Below are 18,957 nucleotides of genomic sequence, written 5' to 3'. Positions count from 1 at the left end.
ATTGCAAGTCTATACGATCGCCCACATTTCTATACGGCATTTCCCGGGCAACCTCAGGACCGGCACCCCTCCAGGGACGCGGGACCGTCACATCGTGCGGCTCCGCCGCGAGGGCGCGACCGGCCACGCACCACCCGCACGCCGCATCAAACCCCCACCCCGTCCCTCTCCACGGGACAGCTCATACACCGGGGCCCGCCCCGCCCCCTCCCCAGCTCACTCCCCGGAATCTCGATCACCTCAATGCCCTGCTTCCGCAGATGCGTATTCGTGGTCACGTTCCGCTCATAAGCGACGACGACCCCGGGCTCCACCGCGAGGACATTGCACCCGTCGTCCCACTGCTCCCGCTCCGCCGCGTGCACATCCTGTGTCGCGGTCAGCACCCGGATCTCGCTCAGCCCCAGCGCCGCCGCGATCGCCCGGTGCATGTGCTCCGGCGGATGGTCGGTGACCTTCAGCTCCTTGTCCCCCGAGCCCGGTTCGATGGTGTACGAGCGGAGCATGCCGAGCCCCGCGTACTGGGTGAAGGTGTCGCCGTCGACCATCGTCATCACGGTGTCGAGGTGCATGAGGGCCCGCCGCTTGGGCATGTCGAGCGCCACGATCGTACGGGCCGACCCGGCGGCGAACAGCTTGTGCGCGAGCATCTCGACGGCCTGCGGCGTCGTCCGCTCACTCATGCCGATGAGCACCGCGCCGTTGCCGATGACGAGCACGTCACCGCCCTCGATGGTGGACGGGTAGTCCGCCTGCCCCTCGGACCAGAGGTTGAAGTGCTCGTCACGGAAGAGCGGATGGTGCCGGTAGATCGCCTCGAAGTGCACGGTCTCCCGCTGCCGCGCGGGCCAGCGCATGGCGTTGATGGAGACCCCGTCGTAGATCCAGGCGGAGGTGTCCCGGGTGAAGAGGTGATTGGGGAGCGGGCCGAGGAGGAAGTCGTCGAGGTCCATGGCATGGAAGCGCACGGAGGTCGGCTCCGGGTGCGCGTCCAGGAACTCCCGTTTGGTCATCCCGCCGACCAGCGCGGCCGCCAGTTCCGGGGCGGGCAGGGTCTCGAAGGCCGCCCGGAGGTGGTCGGTGGCGAGCGGCCCGTACTCCTTCTCGTCGAAGACCCGGTCCAGGACGAGCGATCTGGCCACCGGGATCTCCAGTGCCTCGGTGAGCAGGTCGCCGAAGAGATGGACGGTGACCCCGCGGTCGCGCAACACGTCCGCGAACCCGTCGTGCTCCGCCCGGGCCCGGCGCACCCACAGCACGTCGTCGAAGAGCAGGGCGTCCTTGTTGCTGGGGGTGAGCCTCTTGAGCTCGAGATCGGGTCTGTGCAGGATGACGCGGCGCAGCCGCCCGGCCTCGGAGTCGACGTGGAATCCCATGCCTCCATCCTGACCATCCGGACGCCTGTTCACCCGTGGATCGACGGGAGACGGGCGAGTTGATTTCGTCCTCTTGACGATAAGGGTGCCTCTTCGTTATCGTCACTGCGACGACAAAAGCGCATCACAGTGGGCCGCCGGGATCGCCCGGCGGCGAGGGGGTACCCATGGCCGACATCACCCGGCGTCTCGGCTGGCGCCATCTGCGCGGGGCGCCCACCGCCCATGTCCGGCACCACCGGTCGGGCCGACTGGCGCACGACGGGCCCGGACTCAGTTTCTGGTACCGCTCCCTGACCGCCACGCTCTCCGAAGTCCCGGTCGACGACCGCGAGTTGGCGATGACCTTCCACGCCCGCACGTCAGACTTCCAGGACGTCGCGGTGCAGGCGACCGTCACCTACCGGATCGTCGATCCCGGGGTCGCGGCCGCGCGGCTCGACTTCTCCATCGACCCCGACACCGGGGTCTGGCGCGGCGCACCCCTCGAACAGCTGGGCTCGCTGCTGACCGAGACGGCCCAGCAGCACGCGCTGGACGTACTGGCCCGTACGACGCTGGCGGCGGCCCTGGTGGACGGCGTCGCGTCGGTACGTGAGCGGATCGCGGGCGGGCTCGCCGCCGAACCCCGGCTGCCCGCGACGGGGATCGAGGTGGTGGCCGTACGGGTCGTCGCGCTGCGCCCGGAACCCGAGGTGGAGCGGGCGCTGCGCACCCCCGCCCGCGAGCAGATCCAGCAGGAGGCGGACAAGGCGACGTACGAACGCCGGGCCGTCGCCGTCGAGCGGGAGCGGGCGATCGCCGAGAACGAGCTCGCCAGCCAGATCGAACTCGCCCGGCGCGAGGAGCAGTTGGTCGACCAGCGCGGCACCAACGCGCGGCGCGAGGCGGAGGAGCACGCGGCGGCTGACGCGGTGCGGGCCGGGGCGGAGGCGGCGCGGACCGTGCGGCTCGCGGAGGCGGAGGGCAGCCGGGTGGTACAGCTCGCCAAGGCCGAGGCCACGGCCGCGCGGGAGATCGGCGAGGCGCGGGCCGAGGCTCAGGCCGCCTGGCTGCGGGTTCACGGAGACGTGGATGTCGCCACGCTGCACGCTCTGACGGGTACGCGGCTCGCGGAGAACCTGCCGCGCATCGACAGTGTGACGGTGTCGCCGGACGTCCTGACGGGCCTGCTCGCACGGCTGGGCAACGGGGCCGCCGGGGGGCCGGAGCAGTGAGCCTCGCGCCCCGGGTCGTCCTCGTCCATCGCACCACGGAGTACGAGGAGTTGGTGGCCCGGCACGGGACGCACGGACAGGCGGCGTTCTTCCTCTCCTCCCGGGGGCGCGACATCGAGGAGGTGGCCGAGCGGCACCGGCGGGCGCGGGAGGCGCTGGCGGAGGTGGTCGCGGCGGTGCCGCTGACCTGGCGTCAAGCGCGTGTCGAGCGGGGCGACCTGGACCGCTTCCTGTTCGCCCCGGAGGACGTGGTGGTCGTGGTCGGGCAGGACGGGCTGGTGGCGAACGTGGCCAAGTACCTGACCGGACAGCCGGTGGTGGGGATCGACACCGACCCCGGACGGAACCCGGGGGTGCTCGTGCGGCACCGGCCGCGCGACGCGGGCGCGCTGCTCGCCGCGGCGCGCGGGGGCCGGGCCGACGAGCTGACCATGGTCGAGGCGGTCGCGGACGACACGCAACGGCTCCTCGCGCTCAACGAGATCTATCTCGGAACCGCGAGCCATCAGACGGCCCGCTATCGGCTGGGGCTCGACGAGTACGGGGGTGCCGTCGAGCCCCAGGCCTCCTCCGGGGTCCTGGTGGGTACCGGGACGGGCGCCAGCGGGTGGCTCCGCTCCGTGTGGCAGGAGCGGGGCGGTGAGCTGCCGCTGCCCGGGCCCGCGGAGGAACGCCTTCTCTGGTTCGTCCGCGAGGCCTGGCCGTCACCGGCCACCGGCACGTCCCTCGTCGCCGGCTCCCTCACCGCCTCCGCCCACCTCTCCCTCACCGTCGAGTCCGACCGCCTCATCGCCTTCGGAGACGGCATGGAGAGCGACGCGGTGGAGCTGGTGTGGGGGCAGACGGTACGGGTGGGGGTGGCGGGGGTGAGGCTACGCCTGGTGAGCTGACAGACACCGGACGGGCTGAGGCTTTTAGGGGCGCGGGGGCGAGGACCGCTACAGACGTGGGTCCACCGGCTCCGACTCCAGCGCCAGCACCCCGAACACCGCCTCATGCACCCGCCACAACGGCTCCCCCTCCGCCAGCCGATCCAACGCCTCCAGCCCGAGCGCGTACTCCCGCAGCGCAAGCGACCGCTTGTGGTTCAGGAAACGCCCCCGCAGCCGGGCGAGGTTCTCAGGACGCGTGTACTCAGGACCGTAGATGATCCGCAGATACTCACGGCCCCGGCACTTGATGCCGGGCTGGACAAGACGCCCCTGCCCGCTCCGCACCACCGCCCCGACCGGCTTGACGACCATGCCCTCACCCCCACGCCCGGTCATCTCCAGCCACCAGTCCACCCCGCCCCGCACGGATTCCGCGTCCCCGGTGTCCACGAACAACCGCCGAGTCGTCTGCAGCAACCCGCTCCCGTCGTGCTCGACCAGCCGGTCGATGAGCGCGAGCTGCTCGTCGTGCGGCACCGCGGCGAGACTGCGGCCCTGGACCGCCAGGACCTGGAAGGGAGCGAGCCGCACCCCCTCCAGCCCCTGAGTCGGCCAGCAGTACCGCCGGTACGCCTCGGTGAACGCCGCCGCGTCCGCGGCCCGCTCCCGCTGCTTGCCGAGCAGCTCCCGGACGTCGACCCCACGCTCAGCGGCCCCTTCGAGCGCGGCCAGCACCCCCGGGAACGCCGCCCCGGCCGCGGCACCGACCGCCGCGTACTGGCTGCGCAGCAACCCGGTCGCCTTCAGCGACCACGGCATCAGCTCGGCGTCGAGCAGCAGCCAGTCCGTACGCAGTTCCTCCCACAGTCCGGCCGCCGTCACCGCGTCCCGCAGTCGCCCGAGGATCTCCTCGGTGACGGCGGAGTCGTCGAAGAAGGGCCGGCCGGTACGGGTGTACAGCGCCCCCGTGGGCCCCTCCGCGACGCCGAACCGCTCCCGCGCCACCCCCGCGTCCCGGCAGACCAGCGCCACCGCCCGCGACCCCATGTGCTTCTCCTCGCACACGACGCGGGCGACGCCGTCCTCCTTGTACTGGGCGAAGGCCTCGGCGGGGTGTTCGAGGTAGCCCTCCACCTGGGAGGTCGCCGTGGGCGCCATCGTCGGCGGGAGGTAGGGCAGCAGGCGCGGGTCGACCGCGAACCGGCTCATGACCTCGAGGGCCGCCGCCGCGTTCTCCTCCCGTACCGACACCCTCCCGGCGTACCGCGTCTCGACGACCCGCCGCCCGTGCACGTCGGCGAGGTCGAGCGGCCGCCCCTCGTGTCCGCCGGGAGCCTCGGAGGCCAGCGGCTTCGTCGGCTCGTACCAGACCCGCTCGGCCGGTACGTCGACGAGCTCGCGCTCCGGCCAGCGCAGCGCGGTGAGCTTGCCGCCGAACACGGCTCCGGTGTCGAGGCAGATGGTGTTGTTCAGCCAGGTGGCCGTGGGCACCGGGGTGTGACCGTAGACGACGGCCGCCCGGCCCCGGTAGTCCTCCGCCCACGGATAGCGGACCGGCAGGCCGAACTCGTCCGTCTCCCCGGTCGTGTCGCCGTACAGCGCGTGCGAGCGCACCCGGCCCGACGTACGGCCGTGGTACTTCTCGGGCAGTCCGGCGTGGCAGACGACGAGCCGCCCGCCGTCCAGGACGTAGTGACTGACCAGCCCGTCGACGAACTCGCGCACCCGCGCGTGGAATTCCTCGCTCTCGCCGTCCAGCTGCTCGATGGTCTCGGCCAGTCCGTGGGAGTGCTGGACCTTGCGGCCCTTGAGGTAACGGCCGAGCTTGTTCTCGTGGTTGCCCGGCACGCACAGCGCGTCGCCGGACGCGACCATGGACATCACACGGCGCAGAACTCCGGGCGTGTCCGGGCCGCGGTCGACGAGGTCACCGACGAAGACGGCCGTACGGCCCTCCGGGTGCGCCCCGTCGACGTAACCGAGCTTGCCGAGCAGGGTCTCCAGCTCCGAGGCGCAGCCGTGGATGTCGCCGACGATGTCGAAGGGGCCGGTGAGGTGGGTCAGGTCGTTGAACCGCTTCTCCGTCCGCACCTCGGCGCTCTCGATCTCCGCCACGCCCCGCAGGACGTGCACCTTGCGGAAGCCCTCGCGCTCCAAGTGCCTTAGCGAACGGCGCAGTTCACGGGTGTGGCGCTGGATGACGCGGCGCGGCATGTCGGCGCGGTCGATGCGCGAGGCGTTGCGTGCGGCGCACACCTCCTCCGGCACGTCGAGCACGATCGCGATGGGCAGCACGTCGTGCTTCTTGGCGAGTTCGATCAGCTGGCGGCGGCTCTCCTGCTGGACGTTCGTGGCGTCCACGACGGTGCGCCGGCCGGCCGCGAGCCGCTTGCCCGCGATGTAGTGGAGGACGTCGAAGGCGTCGCCGCTGGCGCTCTGGTCGTTCTCGTCGTCGGCGACCAGGCCGCGGCAGAAGTCGCTGGAGATGACCTCGGTCGGCTTGAAGTGCCGGCGGGCGAAGGTGGACTTGCCGGAGCCGGACGCGCCGATCAGGACGACGAGGGAGAGGTCGGTGACGGGCAGGGTGCGCCCCTGGGCCTGGGTGGTGTCGTTGCCGGTCATGCGGCCTTCTCCTCCTTCGTGGTGGTCGGGGTGGTGGCGGTGGCGAGGGTGAAGACGGCCATCTGGGTCGGCGGACCGACCTCCGGGTCGTCGGGGCCGACGGGCGTGAACTCCACCTCGTATCCGTGCCGCCCGGCCACCTGGCGGGCCCAGGTCCGGAACTCCTCCCGGGTCCACTCGAACCGGTGGTCGCCATGGCGGGAGTGGCCGGCCGGGAGGGTCTCCCAGCGGACGTTGTACTCGACGTTCGGCGTCGTCACCAGGACCGTACGAGGGCGGGCCGAGCCGAAGACGGCGTACTCCAGGGCGGGCAGCCGGGGCAGGTCGAGGTGCTCGACGACCTCGCTGAGCACGGCGGCGTCGTACCCCTTGAGGCGGTTGTCGGTGTACGCGAGCGAGCCCTGGAAGAGCCGCACGCGCGCGGCCTGCCGCTCGCCCATCCGGTCCAGCTTGAGCCGCCGTGAGGCGATGGTGAGCGCGCGTATCGACACATCGACACCGACGATCTCGGTGAACCGCACGTCCTTGAGCAGCGCCTGCACCAGCTGCCCCTGCCCGCAGCCGAGGTCGAGCACGCGGGCCGCGCCCGACGCGTGCAGCGCGGCGAGGATCGCGTCCCGGCGCTGGACAGCGAGCGGGATCGGCTTCTCCTCCGTGTCCGCCTCCGCGTCGACCGCGTTGTCGATCTCCTCGACCTCGGTGTCGTCGGCCTCGGCGAGCCGTACGAGCTCCAGCCGCTCCATCGCCTCCCGCGTCAGCGACCAGCGGCGCGAGAGGTACCGGTCCGCGATCAGCTTCTGCTCGGGGTGGTCCGGCAGCCAGCCCTCGCCCGCCCGCAGCAGCTTGTCGACCTCGTCGGACGACACCCAGTAGTGCTTGGCGTCGTCGAGCACCGGAAGCAGGACGTAGAGGTGACGCAGGGCTTCGGCCACGGTCAGACCCGACGCCTCCAGTTCCAGGCGTACGTAGCGGGAGTCGCCCCATTCGGGAAACTTCGCGTCCAGCGCCACGGCCTCGACCGCCACCGTCCACCCGAGCGGCTCGAACAGCTTGCGTACGAGGTCGGCGCCGCCCCTGGCGGGAAGCGCGGGCACCTCGATCCGGAGCGGCAGCGGCCGCTCCGGCAGGTCCGGCTTCGCGGCGCACTGGCCCTTCATCGCGCTGGAGAACACCGCGCTCAGCGCCACGGCGAGCAGGGACGAGGCGGCGTACGGGCGGTCGTTGACGTACTGCGCGAGCGCGGCGTCGGGTGCGCCGCCGCGGCCCTTGCCCTTGCCGCGCCGGACCAGCGCCACCGCGTCGACCTCCAGCACCAGTGCGGCCGTGCACCGCTCGACGGACGCCTCGGGGTAGAGGACGTGCGCCGTGCCGTAGGAGGTCGAGAACGCCTGCGCCTTGTCGGGATGCTTGTGCAGCAGGAAGCCGAGATCGGTGGCGGGGCGCTCTGGGGTACCGGTGGTACTGATCGTCAGGAACACTGGAATCTGCCTCGAAACGTCTTCTGAGCTGTGCATACCTCACCTGCGCCGAGCGCCGGTGAACCACAGCGGGGGGAGAGCGCGCCGGGGGATCACTGCTCCCGGCCTGTCGTCGGCGCGCCCGCTCCAACGTATAGCGAACGCTGCCGGCAGACCCTGGAATTTTCCCGGCGGGCTCCGTGGCAGCGGTTCCAGCTGGGGTGGCTGATCTGACCGGTGCATGATGGATGCATGGATCTTCGAGTCTTCACAGAACCGCAGCAGGGAGCGACCTACGAGACGCTGCTCCGCGTCGCCAAGGCCGCCGAAGACCTCAACTACGGAGCCTTCTTCCGTTCTGACCACTACCTGCACATGGGCTCCGTCGACGGGCATCCCGGACCCACCGACGCCTGGATCACGCTGGCGGGTCTCGCCCGTGAGACGAGCCGGATCCGCCTCGGCACGCTCATGACGGCCGGTACCTTCCGCCTCCCCGGCGTCCTCGCCATCCAGGTCGCGCAGGTCGACCAGATGTCGGGCGGGCGGGTGGAACTCAGTCTGGGCTCCGGCTGGTACGAGGCCGAGCACGAGGCGTACGGGATTCCGTTCCCCAAGGAGAAGTTCGGGCGGCTGGAGGAACAACTCGCCATCGTCACGGGCCTGTGGGAGACGCCAGTCGGTGAACGGTTCACCTACGAGGGGAAGTACTACCAGCTCAAGGACTCCCCCGCGCTTCCCAAGCCCGCACAGCCGAAGGTGCCGGTCCTGATCGGCGGCCACGGTGCCAAGCGGACGCCCGAGCTGACGGCGCGGTACGCCGACGAGTTCAACATCCCCTTCGCCTCCCTCGCGGACACGGAGCAGCAGTTCCAGCGGGTGCGGGCGGCGGCCGAACTGGCCGGGCGCAAGGGCGACGACCTCGTGTACTCGAACGCGCTCGTCGCCTGTGTCGGCAGGAACGACAGCGAGGTGAAGCGGCGCGCGGACGCCATCGGGCGGGACGTCGACGAGCTCAAGGCGAACGGGCTCGCGGGCTCTCCGGCGGAGGTCGTCGAGCGGATCGCCCAGTACCAGGCTGTCGGGTCGCAGCGGATGTACATGCAGATGCTGGACCTCGATGACCTGGACCACCTGGAGTTGATCGCCGCGGAGGTCATGCCGCAGCTCGGCTGAGATCGCGTTCCTCGGGCCCTCGGCGGGTGACATCCGTCAACTCCTCGTGCGATGCGGGTTGGTGGCAGTGACTCGGGTCGGTGGTGATCGTTGGGCTCGGGCGGAGCCGGACCGCCCGGCGCCGGCCGAGGGCCGAGGAGACCCTCATGTCGCAGGACGCGGTGCCACAGCAGGGGGCTGTCGACCCCTCGTCCCACCCTCATGGACGACCCCGAGCCGGTCTGAAACGATGCGCGCGGCGCCCCAGGGGGACGGGACGGGTAGGGCGGCGGGGGCGAGAGAAGATCCCCTGTCTACCCCGTCGCCCGCCCCCGCTCCACCACCCCCTGATCCCGCGCCGCCAACCGTCTCAGCATCTCCAGGACCCGGTCCCGGGACTCGTCCGCCGCGTCGATCGCCTCCATGCACTGCCAGTACGTCCCCTGATCGTCCGCCGCGCAGGCGATACCGACGAGGGCGATGCCGACCTCGCCGAGGAGACCCCCGAGGCACAGCAGGGACTCCCGCGCATCACCCAACTCGGTGAGCTGAGCGGCGCGCAGGTCGGCCATGTCGGGGGGCGGCGCGTCCAGCACACCGCAGCCCCGGCCCGCCAGCTCCGTCAGCCCAAGCGCCTCGCCCCGCAGTTCCGGCGGCCCCGAGACGGCGAAACGACTCCCTATGGCCTGAGCCAGGGCCTGCGCCTGCCACGCCTCCGCCACCACCTCGATCGTGTCCCCGCTTCCCGCGAGGGCGCGCCTGCTCGCCCCGATGAGCCGCACCGCGTCCATGCGCTGCCCCCGTCTGTCGCGACGCGCTCGTCGCACGTCCGCCCGAACTCCCCTGTCCACTACCCAGAGTGAGAGCCCGCGAGACGAAAAGCCAGAGGAAGACCGAAATCTGTGGACACAGAGTTGAATGTGGACAACTCAACGACTTCGGAGAGTGACAACCGGACCTGCCGCTTCCCCGCCGCCTCACCGCGGCCGTTCCACGACAGCACCGCGCACCCCGCACCGCCGGGCCCCCTACGCCCCCTCCCCCACCGGAAACCTCCGCTCGTTCCGGTCGATCTTCGCGTCGAGCGCCGCCAGTGCGTCGATGCCGAGCACCTCGCACAGCTGGAGCAGATACGCCAGCACGTCCGCCACCTCGTCCGTGACGCGGTGCGCGGTGTCCGCGTCGTCCATGACCCGTGCCGACTCCTCGGGCGTCAGCCACTGGAAGATCTCGACCAGTTCGGACGCCTCCACGCTGAGCGCGGCGACCAGGTTCTTCGGCGTGTGGTACTGCTGCCAGTTCCGCGCGGCCGCGAACTCGGCCAGCCTGCGCTGCAACTTCGCCACATCCAGTTCACTTTCACTCACGGCGTCAGGTCTACCACCGTGGCCCCCGGCACCTCGCATACCCGGACGGCATCGCCCACCGCACCCACCAGCCGGATGTGCCCCCGCTCGCACATCCGCGCCGCCAGCCCCACCACCTCCCCGGCCTGCCGCACGTCCAGCCCCCGGTCGAGGCCGTCGGCCAGCACCGTCAGCGTCTGCAGCGCGGCCGGGACCTCCCCCGCCGGGTCGACCTCCAGCACGCCGGGCCCCGTGAGGAGCACCAGGGCCAGCGCCAGATACCTCAACTCGCCGTCCCCGAGCAGCCCCAGGTGCGTACGGACGCCGTCCCCGCGGTCGAGGAGCGCGCGGACCGTGCCGTCGCCGAGCGGCTCGGCCAGGACATCCGTGACGGGGCCCGCGCAGCCGGCCCGTACCGCCGTGACCAGGTGCGCGTACCGGTGGCCGCACTCCGATCGGGTACGCCACAGCACCTCGGCGAGGTTGTCGCAGCCCCGGAGCAGCCGCCCCGCGCCGAGCGGGGCGGCGGCGCGCATCCGTCGGGGGCTCGGGTCGCAGGCGTACACCGACCGCAGGGCGACGACCATCTGCTCGGCCGCGGCGAGGACCCGCCGTTCGCCGTCCGTCCGGCCGGCGACGCGCAGCGGCAGCAGCGCGGTGCCGAGGCGGTCGTCGGGGAGCGGGCCCCGGGTGACCGCCGAGGTGCCCGCCGTGTGCCAGGCCGCCTGGACGACACGGCGGCCTGGGTCCCGTAGCGCGGTCTCCAGGAGGGTCAGGCCGCCCGCGGTCAACCGCTCGCCGACGATGCGCAGTTCGGGCTCGGCCTGTACGGCGACATCGAGCCGTACGGGTCCTTCGGGGCCGTCGACCGTGCAGCCGATGCGGAAGCCGCGCCGTCGCTGGGCGTCGGGCCTGGCCCGCTCGGGCACACAGGCGACCGGGTCCGGGAACACCTCACCCAGCGCGGCGCCGCCGCCGAGCCGCGCCAGTGCCTCGTACGCCCGCAGGGCACCGGTCTTGCCGCTGCCGCTGGGGCCGGCGAAGAGGGTGAGAGGGCCGAGCGGGAACCGGGCGCGCCGGTGTGCGGCGAAGGAGGCGAGCCTGAGTTCGGTGGCGCCGGGCCGGTCGGGGCGCGCCTCGGCCTGGGCGGGGGCCGCCAGAGATGACACGGTCATATGTGGACGGTAAGGGCCCCGTGACGGACGAACCGCAGGCGAACCGTTACAGCCCGGTGGCCTTCCCACGATCGAGGGACCGGCGCGCGCCCGCGCACGGTGCCCGGTCCCGGTCGCCCCTGGTCAGCTCCCAAGAAACCCCCGCCCTCCCTTGGCCAGATCCCAGGACCCCCGGCCCTCCCTTGATCTTGATCAGATCCCAGGAACCCCCGCCCCTTCCATCAGCCCTCGCACCTCGGTCCCGCGCGGTGTCAGCAGGAACACGTTGCGGTCGACCCGGTGCATGCCGCTCGCCAGCCCGAAGACCACCCCCGTGCTGAAGTCCAGCACTCGCTTGGCGACCTCGGTCTCCGCGCTGGTCAGGTCGAGCAGCACCGGGATGCCCGACATCAGCGTCTCGGCGACGTCGCGGGCGTCCGCGAACACATTGACCCGCAGGACCACGAAGCGGCGCCGCGCCTCGGTCACGGCCTCGGGTATCGACCGGTGATGCACCGCGGAGGGCCAGGCGTCCCGGCCGCGAAGCGGAACGACCTGGGCGAGCCCTTCCCACTGCTCGTCGGTGACGTCGTGGCTGTTCACTGGCCCACCCCGTCCTGGCTCGCACTCATTGTCTGCACCGGCCAATTCTTACGCATGGTCACCCGTTCGGCCCAACAGCGACACGGTCCGCGACACCCTCACATCGCCCGCCGGCCGGTTGTGCAGCGGGCGTAACCCTCCAAGATCAGACCATGTGACATCCGCGTAACGGGCAATTCGTACTGTCGTCGGCATGACCACGACCCCCCGCCCGGAGCAGGTCCGGACCGTCTGCTCGTACTGCGGTGTGGGCTGCGGCATGGTCCTCGACATCGGCCGGGGACCGGACGGGCGGCGTACGGTCCTGAAGGCGTCCGGGGACAAGCGGCACCCCGCCAACTCCGGTCGGCTGTGCACCAAGGGCGCGACCACGGCCGACATGCTCGCCGCGCCCGGCCGGCTGACCACCGCGCTCGTGCGCGAGGACCGCGGCGAGGAGCCACGGCCCGTGCCCGTCGACGCGGCCCTCGCCGAGACCGCCCGGCGCCTGCGCGCGATCATCGACGAGCACGGCCCGGACGCGGTCGCCTTCTATGTCTCCGGGCAGATGACCCTCGAAGCGCAGTACCTCGCCAACAAGCTGGCCAAGGGCTTCGTGGGGACGAACCAGATCGAGTCGAACTCACGGCTGTGCATGGCGAGCGCGGGCACCGGCTACAAGCTGTCGCTCGGCGCCGACGGACCGCCGGGGTCGTACGACGACCTCGACCGCGCGGACGTGTTCCTCGTCATCGGGTCCAATATGGCCGACTGCCATCCGATCCTCTTCCTGCGGCTCATGGAGCGCGTGAAGGCCGGGGCCAAGCTGATCGTCGTCGATCCGCGGCGCACCGCGACGGCGGCGAAGGCCGATCTGTTTCTGCAGATCAGGCCCGGGACCGACCTCGCCCTGCTCAACGGACTGCTGCACCTGCTGCACGAAGGCGGATACACGGACCCGGACTTCATCGCCCGGCACACCGAGGGCTGGGAGGCGATGCCCGCGTTCCTCGCCGACTATCCGCCCGCGGCCGTCGCCGACATCACCGGCATCCCGGAGGACGACATCCGGGCGGCGGCGCGGCTGATCGGTGAGGCCGGGGAGTGGACGAGCTGCTGGACCATGGGGCTCAACCAGTCCACGCACGGCACCTGGAACACGAACGCGCTCGTCAATCTCCATCTCGCCACGGGCGCCATCTGCCGGCCCGGCAGCGGACCGTTCTCCCTCACCGGTCAGCCCAACGCCATGGGCGGGCGCGAGATGGGGTACATGGGTCCCGGGCTGCCCGGGCAGCGGTCGGTGCTGGTGGACGAGGAGCGTGCCTTCGTCGAGGAGTTGTGGGGGCTGCCGGTCGGGAGCATCCGCAAGGACGGGGTGGGGCAGGGCACCGTCGAGATGTTCCGGAAGATGGCCGAGGGGGACATCAAGGCCTGCTGGATCATCTGCACCAACCCCGTCGCCTCGGTCGCCAACCGCCGGACCGTCATCGAAGGGCTCGAAGCCGCCGAGTTCGTCGTCGCCCAGGACGTCTTCGCCGAGACCGAGACCAACGCGTACGCCGATGTCGTGCTCCCCGGCGCGCTGTGGACGGAGGCCGAGGGTGTCCTGGTCAACAGTGAGCGGACGCTGACCCTGGCACGGTCCGTCGTCGACCCGCCCGGGGAGGCGCGGGCGGACTGGCGGATCATCGCGGCCGTGGCCCGCGCCATGGGGTACGAGAAGGGGTTCTCGTACGACAGTGCCGAGCAGATCTTCGAGGAGATCAAGGAGGCGTGGAACCCGAAGACCGGGTGGGATCTGCGGGGTGCCTCCTACGAGCGGCTGCGGGGCGGACCCGTGCAGTGGCCCGTCGCGCGGGAGGACGGGCCCGCGCGGAATCCGATCCGGTATGTGGAGCCGGCGGGCGACGGTGAGCTGTCGTTTCCCACCGCGAGCGGACGGGCCGTCTTCTACGCGCGGCCCCATCTGCCGCCCGCCGAGATGCCCGACGACGACTTTCCGTTCGTGCTCAACACCGGGCGTCTGCAGCACCAGTGGCACACGCTGACCAAGACGGGGAAGGTGGCCAAGCTCAACAAGCTCAACCCCGGGCCGTTCGTGGAGCTGCATCCGCAGGACGCGGCCGCGCTCGGGATCGGGGAGGGGGACTCGGTGGAGGTCGCCTCCCGGCGGGGGCGGGCCGTGTTGCCGGCGGTGGTGACGGACCGGGTGCGGGTGGGGTGCGTGTTCGCGCCCTTCCACTGGAACGACCTGTTCGGGGAGTACCTGAGCATCAACGCCGTGACCAGTGACGCGGTGGATCCGGTGTCGTTCCAGCCGGAGTTCAAGGTGTGCGCGGTGTCGCTGGCGCGCGTGGCCGCCCGAAGGGCTCTACCGCAGACGCCCGACGGGCCCAAGACGCCCCACGGGCCGAAGGCGCCCGACGGGCCGACGATGTCCGACGGGCCGAAGATGCCCGAGCGAGTCGCGACGGCGCCCGGAGGCTTCGGTCTGGAGCCCGCTCCCCCACCCGTACTCTCCTCCGTCGAGCGGCAGTACCTCAGCGGCTTTCTCGCCGGGCTCCCCTCCGGACTCCCGGGCGTGCCCGTCCTCCCCCCGGACGCCCCCTTCGACCCCGAGCACGCCCTCTGGGTGAACGGCGTGCTCGCCGGGATGTACTCGCGCTCCGCGTCCCCGGCGGCTCCCGCGCCGGAGTCCGCGGGCCGTGAGGTGGTGGTGCTGTGGGCCTCGCAGACCGGGAACGCGGAGGAGTTCGCGACGGCCACCGCCGATCGGCTCGCCGCCACCGGGCACCGGGCGCGACTGGTCGGCATGGACGAGGCGGACGTCGGCGCGCTCGCCCGCAGCGCCGATCTGCTCTTCATCACCAGCACCTTCGGGGACGGTGACGCGCCCGACAACGGGTCCGGCCTGTGGGACACCCTGTCCGGGCAGGAGGCCCCGCGGCTGGACGGCGTGCGCTATGCCGTGCTGGCCTTCGGCGACTCCTCCTACGACGACTTCTGTGGGCACGGGCGTCGGCTGGACGCGCGCCTGGACGAGTTGGGCGCCGTACGCCTGGCTCCCCGTACGGACTGCGAACCGGACTACGAGCCGAACGCGGGCGCCTGGCTGGAGCTGATCCTCACCGCGCTCGGCGGACGAACCGAGACATCCAGAACACCTGAAACATCCAAGACATCTGAGATATCCGAGACATCCAGGGCGTCCGAGTCGCCCCGGACCGCCAAGCCCGCCAAGCCCGCGCCGGCCGCCGCCACCGCCCGTCTCACCGGCAACCGGCTGCTCAGCCTGCCCGGCGCCGGCAAGGAAGTACGCCGGTTCACCTTCGACACCCGGGACAGCGAGAGCCCGCTGCCGTACGAGGCGGGGGACGCGCTCGGCGTACGGCCCGTCAACTCGCCCGGCCTGGTTGCCGAATGGCTGGAGACGATCGGCGTGGACGACTCAACGGCCGTCGATGTGACGGGTGCCGGCGAGGTCGCCCTCGGCGAGGCCCTGCTTCGGCATTTCGACATCACGCGGATCACCCCGGATCTGCTGCGCTTCGTGGGCGAACGGACCCGTGACGGGCGCGAGTTGAGGAAGCTGCTGCGTCCGGACAACAAGGGAGAGCTGGCCCGCTGGTCGTGGGGGCGGCAGGCCGTGGACGTCGTGGCCGAGCATCCGGTGCGCGCGTCGGCGGCGGAGTGGGCCGCGGTGTTCAAGCGGTTGCAGCCCCGGCTGTACTCGATCTCGTCGAGTCCGCTCGTCGACCCGTACCGCGTCTCGCTGACCGTCTCCGTGGTGCGGTACGAGAATCCGGTCGGCCGGGCGAGGGGCGGGGTCTGTTCGCCCTTCCTCGCCGATGCCGAGCCGGAGGCTGAGGTCCCGGTCTTCGTGCAGCGGTCGCCACACTTCAGGCCCCCGGCGGACGCGACGACACCCATGGTGATGGTGGGGCCCGGTACCGGAGTCGCGCCGTTCGTCGGATTCCTCGAGGAGCGCCGGGCGCTCGGCCATCGGGCGCCGAACTGGCTGTTCTTCGGCGAGCAGCACCGCGCCACCGACTTCTACTACGAGGACGAACTGACCGGCCTGCTCGACGACGGCACGCTCACCCGGCTCGACACGGCGTTCTCGCGCGACCAGCGCGCCAAGGTCTACGTCCAGGACCGGATGCGTGAGCACGGGCCCGAGCTGTGGCACTGGCTCCAGGACGGCGCCCGCTTCTATGTGTGCGGAGACGCCTCACGGATGGCCAAGGACGTCGACCGGGCGCTGCGGGACATCGCCGTCACGCACGGCGGTCTGGGCGAGACGGAGGCCACCGCATACGTCAAACAGCTGGCGGCGGAGAAGCGGTATGTACGGGACGTGTACTGAGACCTGGGAGACACGGGGTGTGGTGAGCCCACCGAGAGCCGCGAGTTGCACATAATTGGCGAAACCCGACTCTTCACAGCGCACCGGCATCCGTCGCTCGCTGTCCCACCGCACCGCACATTGAGGCGTACGCATGAGCCTGAGCATCCGCAACCAGCTCCCCGGAACCGTCACCTCCGTCACACCGGGCGAGGTGATGGCGACGGTCAAGGTCCGCCTCGACGGCGGTCAGGACCTCACCGCGGCCATCACGGTGGAGGCGGTCGAGGATCTGGGTCTCACCACGGGCTCCACGGTCCGCGCCCTGGTCAAGTCGACGGAGGTGTCCCTGGCCACCGGGCCGGTCGACGGGGTGAGCATCCGCAACCAGTTCCCCGGCACGGTGACGGAGGTCTCCACGGGCGGGGCCATGGCCCGCGTCAAGGTCGAGGTCCCGGGCGGCGAGCTGACCTCCGCGATCACCAAGGACGCGGTGACGGAGCTCGGCCTGGCGGCCGGATCGACGGTCGTCGCGCTCATCAAATCCACCGAGGTGTCCCTCTCCAACGCCTGAGACACCCCCGTATGTCCCGCCACAGCATGAGACGCCCTTATATGAGACGCTCCCGCACGACACGCACCCACATCGGCCGTAAACACTCTTCTTACCACCCTCATACCGGACTCTTCACGTCCGGCATCACGGCCTTCATCTGCGGGAATTACCGTCCAATCCCGTGTACTTGGCAGAAATGAGGCCGTCGACCACCGGCCAGAAGGCCCTCACGAAGGCGTTGCCCGACGAGACGCCCGCGCAGTGGCACCGCGTCCTGACCCTGCTCGCCGACATCAGCCTCTTCATCGGTACGCGTCCGATGTGGACGGCGGCCGCGAGCCACCGGCTCGCCGTCGCGGCGGTGATCTCGGTCTGCTATGCCTCGATCCTGGTGACGGGCGTCCTGACGCTGACCGTGCGCCGGGCCCGCTCGCTGGCCCGCCTCGACCTCGTGATCCTGGTGACGGCCGTGACGCTCGCGATGTGCGGGTTCGCCATGTACCACGGCGGCGGTGACGAGTCGGTCCTCACCGCGCAGGCCGCCCGTGAGTTCGTCGCCGGGCACCAGGTCTACGACCAGCCGTGGCCCTGGCTCTTCGGGCAGCACGGGGTCGCCCTCACCCCAACGATGACCGGCGGCTACGACTACACGTACGGCTATCCGCCGCTTCCCCTGCTGCTCACCGCGCCGCTGCTGTGGGTCGGGCACGGGGCCGCCCCCGCGGTCCTGGCCGCCACCGGCGCCCTGATCGTGGGCACGATCGTGATGTGGCGGATGCTGCCGACGCAGTGGCGGTCCGCGGCCACGCTGGTCTGCCTCGGCCTCGGCCTGCTGACCGCGTACGCGCGGCTCGGCTATCCGGCGATCATCGCCTTCGCCTTCCTCATCCCGGTGGTGGTGGGCTGGCCGCGGATGGGCTACGGCGGATGGAGCGACTGGGCGCGGGCGGCATGCCTGGGCGCGGCCTGCGCCTCGCAGCAGCTGCCGTGGTTCCTCACGCCGTTCCTGCTGGCCGGGGTCTACGCCCTGCGCCGCGGCGACCTCGGAGCGCGCGCGGCGGCGGCCGCCGTGGGCCGGATCGTGGGGGTGGCCACCCTGACCTGGCTGCTGATCAACGCGTACTTCATCGTGAGCGAGCCACGCAGCTGGCTCTCCGGGATCGCACTCCCGCTCACCCAGAAGGCGAACCTGCACGGGCAGGGCCTGGTCGGCATCTCGCTGTACTTCACCGACGGCAGCGACCGGCTGTCCTGGTACTCGCACGCGAGCATGCTGCTGGCCGCGGGGCTGCTCGGGCTCTTCGTGTTGTTCGTGCGGCGGCTGGGGCCGGCCGCGGTGGTCCTGCCGTGGTGCGCGTTCTTCCTGGCGACGCGTTCGCAGGACGGCTACTACCTGATGATGACGCCGCTGTGGCTGGCCGCTGCCGTGACCGCCCCGCCGTCGGCCTTCACCACGGCGTGGCAGCCCCGGCCCGCGTTCCTGCGCGGCCCGCACCGGCAGCGGGCGCGCATCGCCGCAGGCGTACTGCTGATCGTCCCCGCCCTGGTCGCGTCGACCCTGGCGGTGACGGGCTCGCCGCCCCTGAGGATGCGGCTGGTCGGCGAGACCCGGACCACCACCGCCAAGACCGTGACCGCGCTCACCGTCCGCGTCACCAACCTCGGCGACACGGCCCTCACCCCGCACTTCACCCTGACCACGGGCCAGGGCATGGGCCGCTACTGGTCCATCAAGTCCGGCCCCGCCACACTCGGCCGGCACGCCTCGGCCAGCTACGAGCTCCTGCCGCCCTCCGGCAGGTTCACCCTCCCCCGCGCCGGAGTACGCCTCCGGTTGCGGGCCGTCTCGGCCACGCCGATGACGCTGTCCAGCACGGATCTGCACCTGAAGGCCCCGGCAAGCACCCGCTAGGCCCCCCTGACGTACGCCGCCGGTCGCGGTTCTCCGCGGCCGGCGGTAGACGTCAGGAGGATGATCCGGAAGCGGCGTACTGCGTTCTCAGTAGTCGGAAATGTCGGCACGTGCACGACGACGGGAGGGGTCTGCCACGGGGAACCTGATGGGGTTCCCGAGATCGGACGAGTGGAGACCTCAGCCCGTGGCTACTTTCCTTTATCGACTGGGCCGTACGGCCTTCCGGCGGCGCTGGTACGTCGCTCTCATATGGGTGGCCGTCCTGGCCGCGGTCGGTTTCGGCGCCGCCAAGGCCCCCGCCGCTCCTGATCCGAACAACTCCATGCCCGGGATCGAGTCCCAGAAGGCATTCGACCT

General features: G+C 71.3%; 13 protein-coding genes. 6 read left to right on the top strand and 7 right to left on the bottom strand.

Annotated elements, in window-relative coordinates:
- Positions 1-146 precede the first annotated feature (146 nt).
- Positions 147-1,376 (bottom strand): arginine deiminase, encoded by a 1,230-nt coding sequence (locus ACZ7M2_RS51730; protein ID WP_352053409.1) that lies wholly within the window; start codon positions 1,374-1,376, stop codon positions 147-149.
- 167 nt (positions 1,377-1,543) lie between these two features.
- On the opposite strand from ACZ7M2_RS51730, the gene ACZ7M2_RS51725 reads away from it, so the two are divergent.
- Positions 1,544-2,593, top strand: coding sequence for an SPFH domain-containing protein (locus tag ACZ7M2_RS51725; RefSeq protein ID WP_352053410.1), 1,050 nt, complete (start codon positions 1,544-1,546; stop codon positions 2,591-2,593).
- On the top strand, positions 2,590-3,483 hold the full coding sequence (locus ACZ7M2_RS51720; RefSeq protein ID WP_471601252.1) for a hypothetical protein: 894 nt from the start codon (positions 2,590-2,592) through the stop codon (positions 3,481-3,483). Before ACZ7M2_RS51725 ends, ACZ7M2_RS51720 begins: the two co-directional genes overlap by 4 nt.
- 48 nt (positions 3,484-3,531) lie before the next feature.
- Here the strand turns inward: ACZ7M2_RS51720 and ACZ7M2_RS51715 are convergent, their stop codons facing one another.
- Positions 3,532-6,087 (bottom strand): polynucleotide kinase-phosphatase, encoded by a 2,556-nt coding sequence (locus tag ACZ7M2_RS51715; RefSeq protein ID WP_471601251.1) that lies wholly within the window; start codon positions 6,085-6,087, stop codon positions 3,532-3,534.
- Positions 6,084-7,565 (bottom strand): 3' terminal RNA ribose 2'-O-methyltransferase Hen1, encoded by a 1,482-nt coding sequence (locus ACZ7M2_RS51710; protein ID WP_471601250.1) that lies wholly within the window; start codon positions 7,563-7,565, stop codon positions 6,084-6,086. The genes ACZ7M2_RS51715 and ACZ7M2_RS51710 overlap by 4 nt, the downstream gene beginning before the upstream one ends.
- A gap of 231 nt (positions 7,566-7,796) precedes the next feature.
- Between ACZ7M2_RS51710 and ACZ7M2_RS51705 the strand changes: the two genes are divergently transcribed.
- Entirely contained in the window at positions 7,797-8,720 is a 924-nt protein-coding gene (locus ACZ7M2_RS51705) for an LLM class F420-dependent oxidoreductase (RefSeq protein ID WP_471601249.1), read from the top strand.
- Positions 8,721-9,013: 293 nt separating this feature from the next.
- Here the strand turns inward: ACZ7M2_RS51705 and ACZ7M2_RS51700 are convergent, their stop codons facing one another.
- From ACZ7M2_RS51700 to ACZ7M2_RS51685, 4 genes are all read right to left on the bottom strand, one after another.
- Positions 9,014-9,490: a DUF6099 family protein gene (locus ACZ7M2_RS51700; protein ID WP_352053415.1), complete on the bottom strand. Its 477-nt coding sequence runs from the start codon at positions 9,488-9,490 to the stop codon at positions 9,014-9,016.
- 237 nt (positions 9,491-9,727) lie between these two features.
- On the bottom strand, positions 9,728-10,105 hold the full coding sequence (locus ACZ7M2_RS51695; RefSeq protein ID WP_471601248.1) for a nucleotide pyrophosphohydrolase: 378 nt from the start codon (positions 10,103-10,105) through the stop codon (positions 9,728-9,730).
- Positions 10,063-11,220 (bottom strand): AAA family ATPase, encoded by a 1,158-nt coding sequence (locus tag ACZ7M2_RS51690; RefSeq protein WP_471601247.1) that lies wholly within the window; start codon positions 11,218-11,220, stop codon positions 10,063-10,065. The genes ACZ7M2_RS51695 and ACZ7M2_RS51690 overlap by 43 nt, the downstream gene beginning before the upstream one ends.
- Before the next feature lie 192 nt (positions 11,221-11,412).
- The gene (locus ACZ7M2_RS51685; protein ID WP_352053417.1) at positions 11,413-11,802 is read right to left on the bottom strand and encodes a cell division protein SepF; all 390 of its coding nucleotides are present in this window, start codon (positions 11,800-11,802) and stop codon (positions 11,413-11,415) included.
- A gap of 193 nt (positions 11,803-11,995) precedes the next feature.
- On the opposite strand from ACZ7M2_RS51685, the gene ACZ7M2_RS51680 reads away from it, so the two are divergent.
- The 3 genes from ACZ7M2_RS51680 (at position 11,996) to ACZ7M2_RS51670 (ending at position 18,597) form a co-directional block, all read left to right on the top strand.
- The gene (locus tag ACZ7M2_RS51680; RefSeq protein ID WP_471601246.1) at positions 11,996-16,150 is read left to right on the top strand and encodes a molybdopterin-dependent oxidoreductase; all 4,155 of its coding nucleotides are present in this window, start codon (positions 11,996-11,998) and stop codon (positions 16,148-16,150) included.
- A 133-nt stretch (positions 16,151-16,283) separates the two neighbouring features.
- Entirely contained in the window at positions 16,284-16,703 is a 420-nt protein-coding gene (locus ACZ7M2_RS51675; protein ID WP_471601245.1) for a TOBE domain-containing protein, read from the top strand.
- A gap of 178 nt (positions 16,704-16,881) precedes the next feature.
- The gene (locus tag ACZ7M2_RS51670) at positions 16,882-18,597 is read left to right on the top strand and encodes a hypothetical protein (protein WP_471601259.1); all 1,716 of its coding nucleotides are present in this window, start codon (positions 16,882-16,884) and stop codon (positions 18,595-18,597) included.
- The last annotated feature ends 360 nt before the right edge of the window (positions 18,598-18,957 follow it).

The sequence above is a fragment of the Streptomyces sp. NPDC111507 genome (assembly GCF_055638955.1).
Note: the sequence above shows the minus strand (reverse complement) of the source record. Positions and strands in the feature narration are given on the sequence as shown.